Consider the following 18,066-nt stretch of genomic DNA (forward strand, 5'->3'; position numbering starts at 1 on the left):
ATGAAAAAGCTTCTTCTGGCCAGCGCCGCCGGTGCTCTGCTTGCCAGCGCTGCCGGTGCCGAAGAGATCAAGATGGGCATTTCGCTGGGCCTGACCGGGCCGCTGGAATCGATCTCGCCCGCAATGCAAAAAGGCGCGGAACTGGCGATGAAGGAGGTTTCGGACAGTGGCAAGTTGCTGGACGGCTCGACCATCGTGCCGGTTGTAGCCGATAACACCTGCGCCGATGCCGCCGCCTCGGTGGCCGCTGTCGAACGGCTGGTAACTGCCGAAGGCGTCAAGGGCATCATGGGCGGCATGTGCTCGGGTGAAACCATCGCCTCGCTGGAACGCGTGGGCGTGCCGAACGGTGTGGTGATGATCTCGCCCTCTGCAACCTCGCCTGCGCTGTCGACCATCGACGACAAGGGCTTCTTCTTCCGCACCTCGCCTTCGGACGCGCGTCAGGGCGAAGTCATGGCCGATATCGTGCTTGAGCGCGGCATCAAAAGCGTCGCGGTCACCTATACCAACAACGACTACGGCAAGGGCCTGGCCGACAGCTTTGCCGAGGCCTACAAGGCCAAAGGCGGCACTGTGACCGTGGTTTCAGCCCATGACGACGGCAAAGCCGACTATTCGGCCGAGGTCGCCGCACTTGCCGCCGCCGGCGGTGATGCGCTGGTCGTCGCCGGTTATGCCGACCAGGGCGGCTCGGGCGTGATCCAGGGTTCGCTTGACACCGGCGCCTTTGAGACCTTCGTGCTGCCCGACGGCATGGTGAACAATGTGCTCGCCGAGAAGTTCGGCACTCAGCTTGAAACCTCGTTCGGCCAGAACCCCTCGGCTGAAGGCGAGGGGCATGAGAAGTTCGAGGCTCTGGCCAAGGAAGCAGGTTTCGACGGCACCTCGGCCTATGCCGGCGAATCCTATGACGCCTCTGCGCTGATGCTTCTGGCCATGCAGGCCGCCAAATCCTCGGACCCCAAGGTCTATAAGGACAAGGTGATGGAAGTTGCCAACGCGCCGGGTGAAAAGATCCTGCCGGGCGAACTGGCCAAGGCGCTTGAACTTTTGGCCGCGGGTCAGGACATCGACTATGTCGGTGCAACTTCGGTCGAGCTGATCGAGCCGGGCGAAAGCGCGGGTGTCTACCGCGAAGTCGATTTCAAAGGCGGCAAGCTGAACGTGGTCGGCTATCGCTGATATCATGAGATCGCGAAAAGGGTCCGAGAAACCGGACCCTTTTCTGAATTAAAAACAATCCCATAAGGGAAGATCTTCATGCCAACGCATGAAGCTGGGGGGTCTGATGATCCAGGTCCACGACCTGCAAAAGCATTTCGGGGGCTTTCGCGCCGTAGATGGCGCCAGCCTAACCATCGAGACCGGCTCCATCACCGGGCTGATTGGCCCGAACGGCGCCGGAAAGTCTACATTATTCAACGTAATTGCCGGAGTTTTTAAACCAACTTCTGGCCGGGTGATGATGGCCGGTGAGGATATTACCGGCCTGCCCCCGCATGAGCTGTTCCGAAAGGGGCTGCTGCGCACATTCCAGCTGGCGCATGAGTTCTCATCCATGACCGTGCGCGAAAACCTGATGATGGTGCCTGCCGGACAAAGCGGCGAGACGCTGATCAACACCTGGTTTCGCCGTCGCCGCATCCGCGAGGAAGAGCGTGCGCTTCGCAAGAAAGCCGACGAAGTTCTTGAGTTCCTGACCATTTCCCATCTGGCCGAGGAAAAGGCGGGCAACCTCTCGGGCGGACAGAAAAAGCTGCTTGAGCTGGGCCGCACCATGATGGTCGATGCCAAGATCGTCTTTCTGGACGAGGTCGGCGCAGGGGTGAACCGCACGCTTTTGGGCACCATTGGCGATGCCATCGTGCGGCTGAACAAGGAACGCGGCTACACCTTCTGTGTAATCGAACATGACATGGATTTCATTGGCAGGCTTTGCGACCCGGTCATCGTCATGGCGGCGGGCAAGGTGCTGGCCGAAGGCTCGGCCAACAGCATCATGAAGAATGAAGCGGTGATTGAGGCCTATCTGGGCACCGGCCTTAAAAACAAGGTCGCAGCAGAAGTGGCCGAAGAGGCGGCCTTTGCGGAATCGCACGGCGCCCAGCCCGGCCTTGGCTCTGAGGCCGGGCATGGCGGCGACGGCAAGCCGGAAGGAGGGTTGTGATGGCAGAGCCCTATCTTTCCGCCACCGACATGCGCGGCGGCTATGGCAAGGCCGATATCCTGAACGGCTGCACCCTGACGGTCGAGCGCGGTCAGATCGCGGTCATCGTCGGCCCCAACGGGGCAGGTAAATCGACCGCGATGAAGGCGGTGTTTGGCATGCTGAACCTGCGCGAAGGCAGCGTTCGGCTGGCGGGTGAGGATATCACCCAACTGACCCCGCAAGAGCGGGTGCGCAAAGGCATGGGTTTCGTGCCCCAGACCCACAACATCTTTCCGACCATGACGGTCGAAGAAAACCTTGAAATGGGTGCCTTTATCCGCGACGACGATTTTCGCGACACGATGGAGCAGGTCTATACCCTGTTCCCCGCCGTCGCTGAAAAACGCAAGCAGAACGCGGGTGAGCTGTCCGGAGGGCAGCGCCAACAGGTCGCCGTTGGCCGGGCGTTGATGACCCGGCCCAGCCTGCTGATGCTGGACGAACCGACCGCGGGCGTCTCTCCCATCGTCATGGATGAGCTTTTCGACCGTATCATCGAGGTCGCACGCACCGGCATCTCGATCCTGATGGTCGAACAGAACGCCCGTCAGGCACTGGAAATCGCCGATACTGGCTATGTCCTCGTGCAAGGCGCCAACCGCTACACCGACACCGGGCAGGCGTTGCTGGCCGATCCCGAGGTCCGCCGTACCTTCCTTGGGGGCTGAAGATGGATATTCTGAACGCCCTGGTGGCCATCCTGAATTTTGTGGTCATCCCCGCCGCCGCCTATGGCGCACAGCTTGCGCTTGGCGCGCTGGGGGTGACGCTGATCTATGGCATCCTGCGCTTTTCCAACTTCGCCCATGGCGACACCATGGCCTTTGGCACGGCGCTGGTCATTCTGGTGACATGGGGGCTGCAGGCGCTTGGCATCAGCCTTGGCCCACTGCCGACCGCCCTGCTTGCCCTGCCCATTGGCATCGCGCTGACCTCGGTGCTGGTGCTTGGGGTTGATCGCGCAGTCTATCGCTTTTATCGCCGCAAACGCTCGGCGCCGATCATTCTGGTCATGGCCTCGGTCGGGGTCATGTTCATCATGAACGGGCTGACCCGGCTGGTTATCGGCGTGGACGAGATCCGCTTTGATGACGGCGCGCGCTTTCTGATCAGCGTGCAGCAGTTCCGCGCCTGGACGGGCCTGTCAGAGGGGCTGTCCCTGCGCGTGAGTCAGGCGTTGACGCTGGTTGTCACCGCGCTGGCCTGCTGGGCTCTGTTCAGGTTCCTGAACCGCTCGCGTGCCGGCAAGGCGATGCGCGCCTATTCCGACAACGAAGATCTGGCCCTGCTGTCAGGCATCGACCCCGAACGGGTGGTCCGGCTGACCTGGCTTATCGCCGCCGCGCTGGCGGTAACGGCGGGCACGCTGTACGGGCTCGACAAGTCCTTCAAGGTCTTCAACTACTTCCAGATCCTGCTGCCGATCTTTGCCGCCTCTATCGTCGGCGGGCTCGGCAATCCGCTGGGGGCGGTGGCGGGCGGCTTTATCGTCGCCTTTTCCGAGGTGGCCGTCACCTATCCCTGGCGCAAGATCGCGGCCTATCTGGGCTTTGAAACAGACGGCCTGCTGCAACTGCTGTCCACCGAATACAAATTCGCGGTCAGCTTTGTCATCCTGATCGTCGTCCTGCTGTTCCGGCCAACCGGCCTGTTCCGCGGCAAATCCGTCTGAGGGAGGGGCATCCATGTCGAATACACGTCAAGCCGATGCGGTCAGCCCCTGGCGCGCACCGATCCTGTTTCTGATCCTTGTCGCGCTGTTCGTGGCCGAGGGCACCATGCGCAACGCCCTGTTTTCGGGCAGCTGGAACACGGCGCTGGCCATCCTGAACATGGGGCTGATCTCAGCCATCATGGCGCTGGGTGTGAATATGCAATGGGGCTATGCGGGGCTGTTTAACGCAGGCGTCGTCGGTTTTCTGGCACTTGGCGGCCTTGCCCCGGTCCTGATCTCGACCGAGCCGGTGCAGGGCGCATGGGCGGCAGGCGGCGCGCGGGTTCTTGTCGCGCTGGTCGTCGGGCTGGGCACGCTGGTCCTTGCCGCGCAGGTCTGGAGGCGTTTTTCCGGCCCCCTCCGTGTGCCCGCACTGATCGCGGTGCTTATCATCGGCTTTGTTGTCTATCGCGGGCTCTTTGATCCGGCTGTCATGGCGATCGAGGCCAATGATTCGGCCCGCACGGGCAATATCGGCGGGTTGGGCTGGCCTGTGCTGCTGTCCTGGCCGGTAGGTGCACTTTTCGCCGCCGCTGCCGCCTGGGGCGTGGGCAAGGTGGCGCTGGGGCTGCGCTCGGACTATCTGGCCATCGCGACGCTGGGGATTGGGGAAATCATCGTCGCGGTAATGCGCAACGAAGAATGGCTGTCGCGCGGGGTCAAGAACGTCTCGGGCATCCCGCGTCCCGTCCCGTATGAGCTGGATTTGCAGAACAGTCCGGATTTCGTTGCCCGCGCTGCCGATTGGGGGCTTAGCCCGACAGTCGCCTCGGGGATCTGGGTCAAGCTGCTATATGCGGGCCTGTTCGGGCTGGTGCTTCTGGGTCTGATCCTGCTTGCCGAACTGGCGCTGAAATCGCCGTGGGGCCGGATGATGCGCGCGATCCGTGATAATGAGACCGCAGCCGAGGCGATGGGCAAGGATGTCACCCGCCGTCATCTGCAGATCTTTATCATCGGCAGCGCGGTGATCGGCCTTGCAGGTGCGATGATGGTGACGCTGGACGGGCTGTTGTCGCCAACCAGCTTTAACCCGCTGCGCTATACCTTCCTGATCTGGGTGATGGTGATCGTCGGCGGTTCGGGCAATAACTGGGGTGCGGCGCTGGGAGCTATCCTGATCTGGTTCCTGTGGATCAAGGCCGAGGTCTGGGGTCCCGAATTCATGCGCCTGGTCACCGCGCCCATGCCCGAAGGCGTGCTGCGCGATCACCTTCTTGGCAGCGCGCCGCATATGCGTTTTATCGCGCTGGGGCTGGTGCTGCTGGTGGTGCTGCGATTTGCCCCGCGCGGGCTTGTGCCCGAGAAATAATGGCCGCTGCCCCCGCACCCATCAGGGCGCCGGGGGCGCTACCGCCCTACCCCTCAGGCAGCGGTCAGGGTAATCGGCGACAGTTCGCCCCGCGCAAAGCGGCGCAGCACCTTGGGATAAAGCCGGTGCTCCTGCACCAGTACCCGGGCGGCCAAAGACTCGGCCGTGTCCTGGGGTAACACCGGCACGCGAACCTGACCCAGAATTGGCCCAGCATCGAGTTCAGGCGTCACCAGATGAACGGTCGCACCGGCCTCGGCATCGCCCGCCTCGATGGCGCGTTGATGGGTGTGCAGCCCCGGATATTTCGGCAAAAGCGAAGGGTGGATGTTCAGCAGCCGCCCCTCAAACTGCTGGACGAACTCAGAGGTCAGAATACGCATGAATCCGGCAAGGCACAGAATGTCAGGCTGGGCAGCAAGCAAGGGTCCAAGCAGCCCTGCCTCAAAAGCGGCGCGATCGCCCCTGAAATCGCGGTGATCCACGGCAAAGGTCGGCACGCCAAGGGCGCTCGCACGTGCCAGCCCCGCAGCCTGCGGGTCATTCGAGCCGACGATGACCGGACGCGCCGGATGGTCGCCGGTCATCGATTCGACCAGCTTGACCATGTTCGAGCCCCCGCCCGAGATCAGGATCGCGACGCGTTTCACCGCAGGCGGCCGCTATAGCGCACCCCTGCGCCGGGGCGAACGTGGCCAAGGCGGAGGACAGTCTCACCCTCGGCCTGCAACAGCGCCTCAAGCTCGGCTGCACGGTCGGCGGCCACGCTCAGGATCATGCCGATGCCACAGTTGAAAGTCTTGAGCATCTCGGGCTCGGCAATCGAGCCAGCCTCGGCCAGCCAGTCAAAGACCGGCGGCAGGCTGAAGCTGTCAAGGTCGATCTCGGCGCCCAGCCCTTCGGGCAGAACGCGCGGCAGGTTCTCGGTGATGCCGCCACCGGTGATATGGGCTGCGGCATGAACACCGCCGGCACGGATCGCGGCCAGCACCGGGCGGACATAAAGCCGCGTCGGCACCAAAAGCGCCTGACCCAGCGTCCCGCCGCCAAAGGGCGAGGCCGAATTCCAGTCAAGCCCGGCATGTTCGGCCACCTTGCGCACCAGCGAAAAGCCGTTCGAGTGCACTCCGTCCGAGGCAAGACCCAACAGCACATCACCATCGGCAACGCCCGAAGGCAGCGCGGTCCCGCGCTCCATTGCACCGACGGCAAAGCCGGCAAGGTCGAAATCGCCGCGCGCATACATGCCCGGCATCTCGGCCGTCTCGCCACCGATCAGCGCAGTGCCCGACAGGCGGCAACCCTCGGCAATGCCGTTGATGACGCGGGCGGCCTCGGCAACCGACAGCTTCCCGGTCGCAAAGTAGTCCAGAAAGAACAGCGGCTCGGCACCCTGGCACACCAGATCGTTCACGCACATGGCGACAAGGTCGATCCCCAACCCGTCCAGCTCGCCGGTGTCGATACCGATGCGCAGCTTGGTTCCAACGCCATCGGTTGCAGCCACCAGAACCGGGTCCTGATAGCCAGCGGAGCGCGGATCAAAAAGCGCGCCGAAACCGCCCAGCCCTTCCATCACGCCGGGGCGACGGGTGGCAGCGGCGGCGGGCTTGATCCGCTCGACCAGCGCATTGCCAGCATCAATATCCACTCCGGCCTCGGCATAGGACAGGCCGCTTTTGCGCTCGGTCATCTTGGGTCCCCTTTGCTTTGCCGCCCCGATAGCGCAGCCGGGGCGCGCAGGCAATGACCGGCTGCGATTCCGCTGCAAAAGGCTCAGCCGCCGTCAGCCGCAGGGGGCGCGCCAAAGGACAGCTCGCGCGCGGCAGCGATCACCGCCTCGGACATGGCGGCCAACCGCTCGTCCGACATGCGCAAGGTCGGCCCCGAAACCGAGATCCCCGCCGCCGCCTCGCCCGCAAGGTCAAAGATCGGCGCGGCGATACAGCGCATGCCGGGCGTGCGCTCTTCGTTATCAAGCGCATAGCCGCGGGCACGGATGCGGGCCAGATCCTCAAGCAGCGCCTGCGGGTCGGTCAGCGTCATCCCGGTAAAACGCTCAAGCCGCATTTCGCGCAGCATCCGCTTCAGATCCATCATACTGGCATGGGCAAGCAGCGCCTTGCCGATGCCCGAGGCATGCAGGGCCGAGCGGGTACCAGGGGGAAAAAAGGCGCGGATCGTCTCATGCGTCTCGGCCTGACTTAGGAACAGAACCGCATCGCCGTTCAGGATGCCAAGGTTCGCCGTCTCGCCCGTCACCTCCATCAGCCGGCGCAGCAGCGGCCGCGCCCGCTCAACAAGGCCCGAACGGCGCATAAAGGCCGAGCCGTGGCGAAAGGCCGTCGGCCCGACGTGCCACGCCTGTGTCTGGCTGTCACTTTCCGCCACACCGCGCGCCGCCAGAGTCACCAGAACCCGGTGCACGGTGGATGGTGCCATTTCCAGCCTTTGCGCAATTTCGGTCAGCGTCAGCCCGTTCGAGGCGGCGATCAGATCAAGGATATCCAGCGCCCGATCCAGCGCGCGGATGCCGCCCGAATCTTCGGCGCCAAAGCCGCCGGCGCGACCCCTTGGACGACCGCGTTTTCGCACCTGAACCGACATTCAACGAATCCTTTCGATAGCTTGTCAAATTTATTTAAAATCAATTCCCAGCTTTGGAAAAGGCCAACTGTTTGATTCTGCGCCAGTTTAAACCATTTTTCCGCGATTGCGAAATATTTTTCAGAAAAATTGCTTTAATGGACAGCGGGCCGTAGCCTGTTCCACAAGCAGGAGGAATTGCCATGACCAGTCAGAACCCGATCTTTATTCCCGGCCCGACCAACATCCCCGAGGAGATGCGCAAGGCCGTGGACATGCCGACCATCGACCACCGCTCGCCGGTGTTCGGCCGGATGCTGCACCCGGCACTGGAGGGCGTGAAGAAAGTCCTTAAGTCCACGCAGGCCGAAGTGTTCCTGTTCCCCTCGACCGGCACCGGCGGCTGGGAAACGGCGATCACCAACACGCTGTCGCCCGGCGACAAGGTGCTGGCTGCGCGTAACGGCATGTTCAGCCATCGCTGGATCGACATGTGCCAGCGCCACGGGCTGGACGTCACCTTTGTCGAAACGCCCTGGGGTGAAGGCATCCCCGCCGACCGTTTCGAAGAGATCCTGACCGCCGACAAAGGGCATGAGATCCGCGTGGTTCTGGCCACGCATAACGAGACCGCGACCGGCGTGAAATCCGACATCGCCGCTGTCCGCCGCGCGCTCGACAATGCGAAACACCCTGCGCTGCTATTCGTCGATGGCGTCAGCTCGATCGGCTCGATGGATTTCCGCATGGACGAATGGGGTGTCGATATCGCCGTCACCGGCAGCCAAAAGGGCTTTATGCTGCCCCCGGGTCTGGCCATCGTCGGCTTTTCACCCAAGGCCATGGCTGCGGTCGAGACCGCGCGCCTGCCCCGCACCTTCTTTGACATCCGCGACATGGCTCAGGGCTATGCGCGCAACGGCTACCCCTATACGCCGCCGGTCGGCCTGATCAACGGGCTGAACGCCAGCTGCGAACGGCTGCTGTCCGAAGGGCTTGAGAACGTCTTTGCCCGTCACCACCGCATCGCTGGCGGCGTGCGCGCCGCCGTCGAGGCCTGGGGCCTGAAGCTTTGCGCCGTCCGGCCCGAGCTTTATTCGGACAGCGTCAGCGCCATCCGCGTGCCCGAGGGGTTTGATGCCAACCTGATCGTCAGCCATGCACTGGAGACCTATGACATGGCCTTCGGCACCGGCCTTGGCCAGGTTGCGGGCAAGGTGTTCCGCATCGGCCACCTTGGCAGCCTGACCGACGCCATGGCCCTGTCCGGCATCGCCGTGGCAGAAATGGTGATGGCTGATCTGGGCCTGCCGATCAAGCTGGGCTCGGGCGTTGCCGCCGCACAGGAACATTACCGCCAGACCACTGCCACCGCTTTGAAGAAGGCCGCCTGAGATGAAGGATGTGATGTATATCCCGACACTTGGCGACATGCTGGCCGCGCGTGAACGCATCGCCCCGCATGTCCACCGCACGCCGGTGCTGACCTCGCGCATGCTGAACGAACTGACCGGGGCCGAGCTGTTCTTCAAATGCGAGAACCTGCAAAAGGCCGGTGCCTTCAAGGCGCGCGGGGCCTCGAACGCAGTCTTTGGACTGTCGGATGAGCAGGCGAAAAAGGGCGTTGCGACCCATTCCAGCGGCAACCACGGCACCTGCCTCAGCTATGCTGCCGGTCGTCGTGGCATCCCCTGCACCGTGGTCATGCCGCGCACCGCGCCGCAGGCCAAAAAGGACGCTGTGCGCGGCTATGGCGGGCGCGTGGTGGAATGCGAACCCTCGACCAGCTCGCGCGAGGCAGTCTTTGCCGAGGTCGTGGCTGAAACCGGCGCCGAATTCGTCCATCCTTATAACGACTGGCGCGTGATCGCCGGTCAGGCCACCTGCTCGGCCGAACTGATCGAGCAGGTCGAGGGGCTGGATGCCGTGGTCGCCCCGATCGGTGGCGGCGGCATGGTCTCGGGCACCTGCCTGACGCTGTCGAACCTTGCGCCGCAGGTGAAAATCTACGCCGCCGAGCCAGAACAGGCCGATGACGCCGCCCGCAGCTTCCGCGCCGGCCATATCATCGCCGATGACGCGCCCAACACCGTCGCCGACGGTCTGAAAGTGCCGCTGAAGGAACTGACCTGGCATTTCGTCCGCAACCACGTCACCGACATCCTGACGGCCTCGGAGCAAGAGATCGTCGACGCGATGAAGCTGATCTGGAAGCGACTGAAAATCGTGATGGAACCCTCCAGCGCCGTGCCGCTGGCGACCATCCTGAAAAACCCCGAAGCATTCGCCGGCAAGCGCGTCGGCGTCATCGTCACCGGCGGCAATGTCGATCTCGACAAGCTGCCCTGGAACTGAGGAGAGCCCCATGAACGCGAAAACGGATTTCTCCGGCTACGAAGTCGGTTACGACATTCCCGCCCTGCCCGGCATGGATGAAAACGATATCCAGACGCCGTGCCTGATCCTCGACCTGGACGCGCTTGAGCGTAACATCAAGAAGATGGGTGATTACGCCAAGGCCCATGGGATGCGTCACCGCAGCCATGGCAAGATGCACAAATCCGTCGATGTGCAAAAGCTGCAGGAATCGCTGGGCGGCGCTGTCGGCGTCTGCTGTCAGAAAGTCAGCGAGGCCGAAGTCTTTGCACGCGGCGGCATCAAGGACATCCTTGTCACCAACGAGGTGCGCAACCCCGCCAAGATCGACCGCCTTGCCCGTATGCCCAAGCTGGGCGCGACGGTCACGGTCTGTGTCGATGAGGTGGCCAATATCGCCGATCTGTCGGCCGCCGCGCAGCGCCACGGCACCGAACTGGGCATCTTTGTCGAGATCGACTGCGGCGCAGGCCGTTGCGGCGTCACGACCAAAGAAGCCGTGGTCGAGATCGCCAAGGCTGCCGCTGCCGCCCCGAACCTGACCTTCAAGGGCATTCAGGCCTATCAGGGCGCCATGCAGCACATGGACAGCTATGAGGATCGCAAGGCCAAGCTGGACGCCGCCATCGCACAGGTCGAAGAGGCCGTCGAGGCGCTGAAGGCCGAGGGTCTGAACCCCGAATTCGTCTCGGGTGGTGGCACCGGCTCGTATTACTTCGAAAGCAACTCGGGCGTTTATAACGAGCTTCAATGCGGCTCTTACGCCTTCATGGACGCCGATTACGGCCGTATCCATGACAAGGACGGCAACCGTATCGACCAGGGTGAATGGGAAAACGCCCTGTTCATCCTGACCTCGGTCATGTCGCATGCCAAGCCGCATCTGGCGGTAGTGGACGCAGGCCTCAAGGCTCAGTCCGTCGATAGCGGCCTGCCCTTCGTCTATGGCCGCAATGATGTGAAATACATCAAGTGCAGCGACGAACATGGCGTGGTCGAGGACAAGGACGGCGTGCTCAAGGTCAATGAAAAGCTGCGGCTGGTGCCCGGCCATTGCGACCCGACCTGCAACGTCCACGACTGGTATGTCGGCGTGCGCGGCGGCAAGGTCGAGGTGGTCTGGCCGGTCTCGGCGCGCGGAAAGGCCTACTGATGTATGTCGTCGCCGAAAAGGAAATCGCGGGTCTGATGAACCCCGAGGCGGCCTTTGAGGCCATCGAGGCGGTCTTCGCCGCGATGGCCCGGCGCAAGGCCTATAACTTTCCCGTGGTGCGCGAGGCCATCGGGTATGAGGACGCGCTTTATGGCTTTAAGGGCGGCTTTGACGCCTCGGGGCTGGCGCTGGGGCTGAAGGCCGGGGGCTATTGGCCGAACAACCAAAAGCACGGGCTGATCAACCATCAGTCCACCGTCTTTCTGTTCGACCCGGATACCGGCCGGGTCTCGGCGGCGGTGGGTGGCAACCTGCTGACCGCGCTGCGCACGGCGGCGGCCTCGGCTGTGTCGATCAAGTATCTCGCGCCCATAGGTGCAAAGGTGCTTGGCATGATCGGCGCCGGCCATCAGTCGGCCTTCCAGATGCGCGCCGCGGCCAATGTGCACGGCTTTGAAAAGGTCATCGGCTGGAACCCGCATCCCGAGATGCTGTCACGCCTTGCCGATACCGCTGCCGAGCTGGGTCTGCCCTTCGAGGCGGTCGATCTGCCGCAACTCGGCGAAGAGGCGGATGTGATCATCTCGATCACCTCGTCCTTCTCGCCGCTGCTTCTGAACGAGCATGTGAAGGGGCCGACGCATATCGCCGCCATGGGCACCGACACCAAGGGCAAGCAAGAGCTGGATCCGGCGCTGGTCACGCGCGCCCGGATCTTTACCGATGAGGTCGCACAGTCGATCAGCATCGGCGAATGCCAGCACGCCATCGCCGCAGGGCTGATCAAGGAGGAACAGATCAGCGAACTGGGCGCGGTGGTGACCGGGGACAACCCCGGCCGTGCTGATGCCGAAGTCACGCTGTTCGACGGCACTGGCGTCGGCCTGCAGGATCTGGCTGTCGCGCAAAAGGTCCTTGAGATCGCAAAAGAAAAAGGGATCGCGCAACAAGTCGAAATCTAAGCGGTAACGTCCTGAAAATAGGGAGGTATGGGACGAATGCAAAATCTGGACACCAGCCCCGGCTTTGATCCGGTCGAGGAGCGCATTGCCGCTCCTCGGCTGTTTGCCCTGGGCTTCCAGCATGTTCTGGTCATGTATGCCGGCGCTATCGCAGTGCCGCTGATTGTGGGCCGCGCTCTGCAGCTTTCGCCGCAGGACGTGGCCTTTCTGATTTCTGCCGACCTGTTCGTCTGCGGCATTGTCACCATCATCCAGTCCTTTGGCGCCACTCAGTGGTTTGGTATCCGTCTGCCCGTGATGATGGGCGTCACCTTTGCCGCTGTCGGTCCCATGGTTGCCATCGCCTCGGCCAACCCGGGACAGGAGGGCGCGCGGATGATGTTCGGTGCGATCATGGCCGCGGGGGTCATCTCGATCTTTTTCGCCCCGATCGTCAGCCGGCTGTTGCGGTTCTTTCCCAGTGTCGTCACCGGCACGGTGATCCTGGTGATCGGGGTCAGCCTGATGCCGGTCGGGATCAACTGGATCTTTGGCCTGCCGGTCGGCCCGACCGCGCCGCAGCTTGTCGATCCCGCCGCGCAAGCCTGGCTTGAGGCCGCCCGCGCCGCAGGAGAGGTTCCGGCAAGCGTCAAGCTGATGCCGACGATGCCGAATCCGGAATATGCCTCGGTCGAGCGTATCATCATCGGCATCACCGTTCTGGCCGCGATCCTGCTGATCGCACGCTATGCACGCGGCTTTGTCGCCAATATCGCAGTGCTGCTTGGCATCGTCATCGGTGGGGCTCTTGCCGCCGTCATGGGCATGATGCATTTCGACGGCATCGCCGAAGCCGCATGGTTCGCCCCGATCAAGCCGCTGCATTTCGGCACGCCGATCTTTGATCCGGTGATGATCGTGACCATGCTGCTGGTCATGTTTGTGACCATGATCGAATCGACGGGCATGTTCCTTGCGCTCAGTGACATTTGCGGCCGCCGCATGACCCCGCAGGCGCTTAGCGCCGGGCTGCGCGTGGACGGGCTGGGCACCGCTATCGGCGGTCTGTTCAACACTTTCCCCTATACCTCATTCAGCCAGAACGTCGGGCTGGTGGGTGTGACCGGGGTGCGCTCGCGCTTTGTCTGCGTGGCGGGCGGCGCAATCATGATCGTCCTTGGCCTGATCCCCAAGATGGGCGCGCTGGTCGAATCGCTGCCGACCACGGTGCTGGGCGGCGCAGGGCTGGTCATGTTCGGCATGGTCGCCGCGACCGGGATCCGCATCCTTTCGACCGTCGACTTCAAGGGCAACCGGCACAACCTGTTCATCGTTGCCGTATCGCTGGGGCTGGGAATGGTCCCGATGATTGCCCCTGACTTCAACCAGTGGCTGCCGCATTCGCTGCACACTCTGATCCATTCCGGCATCCTGCTTGCCGCCGTGGCCGCAGTAGGGTTGAACTGGTTCTTCAACGGCGCGCCGCATGCAAGCGAAGAAGAACTTGCCGCAGCCGCACACGCAAGCGAGGCACATTGATGACGAAACGCCTGCTCATCAGGGGCGCAGAAGTGGTGGTCACCATGGACAGCGCCCGGAGCGAGATCGCAGGCGGCGACATCCTGATCGACGGCGGAGTGATCTCTGCCGTCGGCACCGGGCTGGTCGCCGAAGACGCCGAGGTGATCGAGGCTCGGGGCTGTGTTGTCACCCCGGGCTTTGTGAACACCCATCATCACCTGTTCCAGACACTGACCCGAGCCGTCCCCGCCGCACAGGATGCGGCGCTGTTTGGCTGGCTGCGCACCCTTTATCCGATCTGGGGCCGCATGGGTCCCGAGGACATCCGCCTGTCCACCCGTATCGGCCTGGCCGAACTGGCGCTGTCAGGCTGCACCTGTTCGTCGGATCACCTCTATCTCTTTCCGAACGGCGCCCGGCTTGACGACAGTATCGAGGCCGCGACCGAGATCGGCATCCGTTTCACCGCCACCCGCGGCGCCATGTCGATCGGCGAATCCAAAGGCGGGCTGCCCCCCGACGCGCTGGTCGAGGATGAGACCGCGATCCTGAAAGACAGTGAACGGCTGGTCGCCGCCTTTCACGACCCCAATCCCGGCGCCATGGTGCAGGTGGGTCTGGCGCCCTGCTCTCCTTTCTCGGTCAGCCGTGAGTTGATGCGCGACGCCGCGATCCTGGCGCGCGAAAAGGGCGTGCGGCTGCATACCCATCTGGCCGAAAATGACGAGGATATCACCTATTCGCTGGTGAATTTCGGCATGTTGCCCGGTGATTACGCCGAAAGCCTGGGCTGGACCGGCGATGATGTCTGGCATGCCCATTGCGTGAAACTGTCCGACAAAGAGATCGACCTGTTTGCCCGCACCGGCACCGGGGTCGCACATTGCCCCTGCTCGAACGCTCGGCTTGCCTCGGGCATCGCGCCGGTCCGGCAGATGCGCGACGCGGGCGTGCCGGTCGGTCTTGGGGTCGACGGTTCGGCCAGCAACGATTGCAGCCATCTGGGGCTTGAAGCCCGGCAGGCGATGCTGGTCGCGCGGCTCAAGGATGGCCCGGCCGCCATGGGCGCACGTGAGGCGCTTGAAATCGCCACGCTGGGCGGCGCACGGGTTCTGGGCCGCAGTGATATCGGTTCACTCGAACCCGGAAAACGCGCCGATCTGGTGCTTTGGGATGTCGCAGAGCTGCCCGCCGCCGGTCAATGGGACCCGGTCGCGGCGCTGGTCTTTTGCGCACCGATCCGGCCGCGCGCGGTTTATGTCGAAGGCCGCGCCGTGGTGCAGGATCACGACCTGCTGACCGCAGACACGAATCGCCTGAACGAACAGGCCCGCGCCGCCATCGCCCGGCTCGCGGATTGACAAGGAAAGGAAGAAAATGCCCGGCTATCTTACCACCCATGTGCTCGACACCGCGAACGGCACCCCCGCGCAGGGCATGCGGATCGAGCTTTACCGCCTTGACCCCGAGCGCCGGCTGATCGCCGAAACCGTCACCAACCATGATGGCCGCACCGACAGTCCGATCCTGCCCGAAGCCCAGTTCGACACCGGCGAATACGAGCTGATCTTTCATGTCGGCGCGTGGCTGGACGCACAGGGACATCAGGCCGCAAAGCCGCGCTTCCTTGATCAGGTGCCGCTACGGTTCGGCATGGCGGATCAGGACCACTATCATGTGCCGCTGCTGATCTCGCCTTACGGGTTTTCGACCTATCGTGGCAGCTGAGCCGCGCGCCCGTTTCCGGGGCCACTTACGCAGCAACAAGGTGCGGCCCGGCGCGGGTCCGAGGGGGCAATGCCCCCTTTTTTCATTCCCCCCGGTCCGGATTAAGGATTTTCAACACATCGTTAAGACAGCAAGGGGAAATGTGTGAATACTCGCAACCCTTAGAAGCCGTTAGTCTTTCGCCAGCTAGACAGGAGACAGAGTATGTCCGATTTCGCCGTCATCTGGGATTGGCTCGCCTTTGCCATCCGCTGGACGCATGTCGTCACCGCCATCTGCTGGATCGGCTCTTCGTTCTATTTCGTCGCCCTTGACCTTGGGCTGCGCAAGGTGCCCGGCCTGCCCCCGGGTGCTCATGGCGAGGAATGGCAGGTTCACGGCGGCGGCTTTTATCACATCCAGAAATACCTCGTCGCACCCGAACGGATGCCCGAGCATCTGATCTGGTTCAAATGGGAAAGCTATATGACCTGGATCTCGGGGGCCGCGCTCCTGATGGTCACATATTGGGTCGGCTCCGAGCTGTTCCTGATAGATCCCGCCAAGATGGAGCTGGCGCCCTGGCAGGCAATCCTGATCTCGGGCGGGTCGCTGTCGATCGGCTGGCTGATCTATACCAACCTGTGCAAATCGCGGCTGGGTGAAACCCCGACCCTGCTGATGCTGATCCTGTTTGCACTGCTGGTGGTCATGGGCTGGGCCTATAATCAGGTGTTTACCGGCCGCGCGGTCATGCTGCATCTGGGTGCGTTTACCGCCACTATCATGACGGCGAACGTGTTCTTTATCATCATGCCGAACCAACGCATCGTCGTTGCCGATCTTAAGGCCGGACGCCCTGCCGATCCAAAATACGGCAAGATCGCCAAGCTGCGCTCGACCCATAACAACTATCTGACGTTGCCGGTGGTGTTCCTGATGCTGTCGAACCACTATCCGCTGGCCTTTGCCACCGAATACAACTGGGTCATCGCGGGGCTGATCTTCCTGATGGGTGTGACGATCCGCCACTTCTTCAACACCATGCACGCCGGTGGCGGCATGCGCTGGTGGACCTGGGCGGTAACCACGATCCTGTTCATCATCGTCATGTGGCTGTCGACCGCACCGATGTTCCGCCAGACGCTGGAAGAGGCCGAGGCCCGCGTCCTGACCCCCACCCAGCAGGCCATGGTTGACGTGGCCGGATGGGAGGACGCCTATAACGCGGTGATGGGTCGCTGCTCGATGTGCCACGCAAGGGAGCCCTCGTATGAGGGCATCCACACCGCACCCAAGGGCGTGCTGCTGGAAACCCCCGACGACATCACCCGCGCGGCGCGCGAGATCTATATCCAGGCTGGCGTGACCAATGCCATGCCGCCCGCCAACGTCAGCTTCATGGAGCCCGAAGAGCGTCAGGCGATCGTGGACTGGTATCGCAGCCTGCCCAAGACCTTTGCATTGAACTGAAATTACGCGCAGGGGAAAAAACACCCCCATCCGATGCCAGCCGCTGCCGTTCCCGGTCAGCGGCTGCGGCATTTTCAGGGGGCTTTATCCGAACAGCCCCCGCACCTCGCGGGCGATGAAATCGGCAAACAGCCGTACCTTGGGATCTTGCAAGCGGCGGTGCGGGGTCAGCACGCCGAATTGCGAGGGGATGGGCGGAAACTGCGGCAGCACCTCGACCAGCCGCCCGGCGGCAAGATGTTCGGCGACCTCATAACGCGGACGGTTGACGATCCCCCTGCCGGCCATGGCCCAGCCGCTGAGCACATCGCCGTCATCGGCATCGAACTTGCCGTTCACCAGCAGCTTTTGCGGCCCCTCGGGCGTTTGCAGCACCCAATAATATTCCGGGCTGCGCGGGTAACGCAGCAACAGGCAGTTATGCGAGGTCAGATCCTCGGGCCGCTCGGGGTGCCCGTGCTTTTCCAGATACTCGGGCGTCGCCACCAGCGCCCGGCGACATTCTGCAATCCGCCGCCATTTCAGTGCCGAATCCTGCGGCTCGCCCAGAAAAAAGGCGAGGTCGATTCCGTCAGCGATAATATCGACGTTGCGGTCCGACAGCCGCAGCCGCAGTTCGACCCCCGGATATTCGTCGCAGAACTTTGGCACCAAAGGCGCGATCAGCCTTCGCCCCAGACCCAAAGGCGCGGTCACCCGCAAGGCGCCATGGGGGTTGCCCGAAAAGCCCGAGACCACCGCCTCGGCCTCGTCCAGCGTCTCGATCACCCTGCGGGCGTTGTCGTAAAAGGCGCGCCCCACCTCGGTCGGCACCAGTTTGCGTGTGGTGCGATTAAGCAGGCGCACGCCAAAACGCGTCTCCAGATCCTTGATACGGTTCGAGGCCACCGCAGGTGACATGCGTAGGTCGCGCCCGCCCGCCGTGATTGAACCCAGCTCGACGACGCGCACGAAGACCCGCAGACTTTCAAGATATGGCATGGTCTCGCCCCCACTCTTTCAAGGAATCGCTGAAAGTCTTATGCTCAATCTGTGATTTCGCAAAGAGCAATTCACGCTTAGGCTTTCCCT

At 63.0% G+C, this 18,066-nt stretch carries 17 protein-coding genes; 13 read left to right on the forward strand and 4 right to left on the reverse strand.

Going from position 1 to position 18,066, the window contains the following annotated elements:
• The 5 genes from PARACOCCUSGL_RS0108495 (at position 1) to PARACOCCUSGL_RS0108515 (ending at position 5,238) form a co-directional block, all read left to right on the forward strand.
• Positions 1-1,185, forward strand: a complete 1,185-nt coding sequence (locus PARACOCCUSGL_RS0108495) for an ABC transporter substrate-binding protein (RefSeq protein WP_010395274.1) — start codon at positions 1-3, stop codon at positions 1,183-1,185.
• A gap of 106 nt (positions 1,186-1,291) precedes the next feature.
• Positions 1,292-2,170: an ABC transporter ATP-binding protein gene (locus PARACOCCUSGL_RS0108500; RefSeq protein WP_029371857.1), complete on the forward strand. Its 879-nt coding sequence runs from the start codon at positions 1,292-1,294 to the stop codon at positions 2,168-2,170.
• On the forward strand, positions 2,170-2,880 hold the full coding sequence (locus PARACOCCUSGL_RS0108505; protein WP_010395280.1) for an ABC transporter ATP-binding protein: 711 nt from the start codon (positions 2,170-2,172) through the stop codon (positions 2,878-2,880). Before PARACOCCUSGL_RS0108500 ends, PARACOCCUSGL_RS0108505 begins: the two co-directional genes overlap by 1 nt.
• A 2-nt stretch (positions 2,881-2,882) precedes the next feature.
• Positions 2,883-3,884 carry a branched-chain amino acid ABC transporter permease gene (locus PARACOCCUSGL_RS0108510; RefSeq protein WP_010395281.1) on the forward strand — a complete coding sequence of 334 codons (1,002 nt, stop codon included), beginning with the start codon at positions 2,883-2,885 and terminating at the stop codon, positions 3,882-3,884.
• A gap of 13 nt (positions 3,885-3,897) precedes the next feature.
• Entirely contained in the window at positions 3,898-5,238 is a 1,341-nt protein-coding gene (locus tag PARACOCCUSGL_RS0108515) for a branched-chain amino acid ABC transporter permease (RefSeq protein WP_010395284.1), read from the forward strand.
• Between the two features lie 53 nt (positions 5,239-5,291).
• Here PARACOCCUSGL_RS0108515 and purN read toward each other — a convergent pair whose 3' ends face one another.
• The 3 genes from purN to bhcR form a co-directional block, all read right to left on the reverse strand.
• Positions 5,292-5,888, reverse strand: coding sequence for a phosphoribosylglycinamide formyltransferase (purN, locus tag PARACOCCUSGL_RS0108520; protein WP_010395286.1), 597 nt, complete (start codon positions 5,886-5,888; stop codon positions 5,292-5,294).
• Positions 5,885-6,931, reverse strand: coding sequence for a phosphoribosylformylglycinamidine cyclo-ligase (purM, locus tag PARACOCCUSGL_RS0108525; protein ID WP_010395289.1), 1,047 nt, complete (start codon positions 6,929-6,931; stop codon positions 5,885-5,887). Before purM ends, purN begins: the two co-directional genes overlap by 4 nt.
• 83 nt (positions 6,932-7,014) lie before the next feature.
• Positions 7,015-7,845 carry an HTH-type transcriptional regulator BhcR gene (gene bhcR, locus PARACOCCUSGL_RS0108530; RefSeq protein ID WP_010395292.1) on the reverse strand — a complete coding sequence of 277 codons (831 nt, stop codon included), beginning with the start codon at positions 7,843-7,845 and terminating at the stop codon, positions 7,015-7,017.
• Positions 7,846-8,027: 182 nt separating this feature from the next.
• On the opposite strand from bhcR, the gene bhcA reads away from it, so the two are divergent.
• The 8 genes from bhcA (at position 8,028) to PARACOCCUSGL_RS0108570 (ending at position 16,995) form a co-directional block, all read left to right on the forward strand.
• The gene (gene bhcA / locus PARACOCCUSGL_RS0108535) at positions 8,028-9,218 is read left to right on the forward strand and encodes an L-aspartate--glyoxylate aminotransferase BhcA (RefSeq protein ID WP_010395294.1); all 1,191 of its coding nucleotides are present in this window, start codon (positions 8,028-8,030) and stop codon (positions 9,216-9,218) included.
• Position 9,219: 1 nt separating this feature from the next.
• Complete coding sequence (bhcB, locus tag PARACOCCUSGL_RS0108540; protein WP_010395296.1) at positions 9,220-10,179, forward strand: beta-hydroxyaspartate dehydratase BhcB; 960 nt, start codon at positions 9,220-9,222, stop codon at positions 10,177-10,179.
• Between the two features lie 10 nt (positions 10,180-10,189).
• Positions 10,190-11,353 (forward strand): 3-hydroxy-D-aspartate aldolase BhcC, encoded by a 1,164-nt coding sequence (bhcC, locus tag PARACOCCUSGL_RS0108545; protein WP_010395298.1) that lies wholly within the window; start codon positions 10,190-10,192, stop codon positions 11,351-11,353.
• Positions 11,353-12,315 carry an iminosuccinate reductase BhcD gene (gene bhcD / locus PARACOCCUSGL_RS0108550; RefSeq protein WP_010395300.1) on the forward strand — a complete coding sequence of 321 codons (963 nt, stop codon included), beginning with the start codon at positions 11,353-11,355 and terminating at the stop codon, positions 12,313-12,315. Before bhcC ends, bhcD begins: the two co-directional genes overlap by 1 nt.
• Before the next feature lie 36 nt (positions 12,316-12,351).
• Positions 12,352-13,833: a nucleobase:cation symporter-2 family protein gene (locus PARACOCCUSGL_RS0108555; RefSeq protein WP_010395302.1), complete on the forward strand. Its 1,482-nt coding sequence runs from the start codon at positions 12,352-12,354 to the stop codon at positions 13,831-13,833.
• On the forward strand, positions 13,833-15,176 hold the full coding sequence (locus tag PARACOCCUSGL_RS0108560; RefSeq protein WP_010395303.1) for an 8-oxoguanine deaminase: 1,344 nt from the start codon (positions 13,833-13,835) through the stop codon (positions 15,174-15,176). The genes PARACOCCUSGL_RS0108555 and PARACOCCUSGL_RS0108560 overlap by 1 nt, the downstream gene beginning before the upstream one ends.
• A gap of 16 nt (positions 15,177-15,192) precedes the next feature.
• Positions 15,193-15,543 carry a hydroxyisourate hydrolase gene (gene uraH / locus PARACOCCUSGL_RS0108565; RefSeq protein WP_010395305.1) on the forward strand — a complete coding sequence of 117 codons (351 nt, stop codon included), beginning with the start codon at positions 15,193-15,195 and terminating at the stop codon, positions 15,541-15,543.
• 204 nt (positions 15,544-15,747) lie between these two features.
• Positions 15,748-16,995: a urate hydroxylase PuuD gene (locus tag PARACOCCUSGL_RS0108570; RefSeq protein ID WP_010395308.1), complete on the forward strand. Its 1,248-nt coding sequence runs from the start codon at positions 15,748-15,750 to the stop codon at positions 16,993-16,995.
• An 84-nt stretch (positions 16,996-17,079) separates the two neighbouring features.
• Here PARACOCCUSGL_RS0108570 and PARACOCCUSGL_RS0108575 read toward each other — a convergent pair whose 3' ends face one another.
• Positions 17,080-17,976 carry a LysR family transcriptional regulator gene (locus tag PARACOCCUSGL_RS0108575; RefSeq protein ID WP_010395310.1) on the reverse strand — a complete coding sequence of 299 codons (897 nt, stop codon included), beginning with the start codon at positions 17,974-17,976 and terminating at the stop codon, positions 17,080-17,082.
• Between the last annotated feature and the right edge of the window lie 90 nt (positions 17,977-18,066).

Source organism: Paracoccus sp. TRP (assembly GCF_000185925.1).
In the GTDB taxonomy this organism is placed as follows: Bacteria; Pseudomonadota; Alphaproteobacteria; order Rhodobacterales; family Rhodobacteraceae; genus Paracoccus; species Paracoccus kondratievae.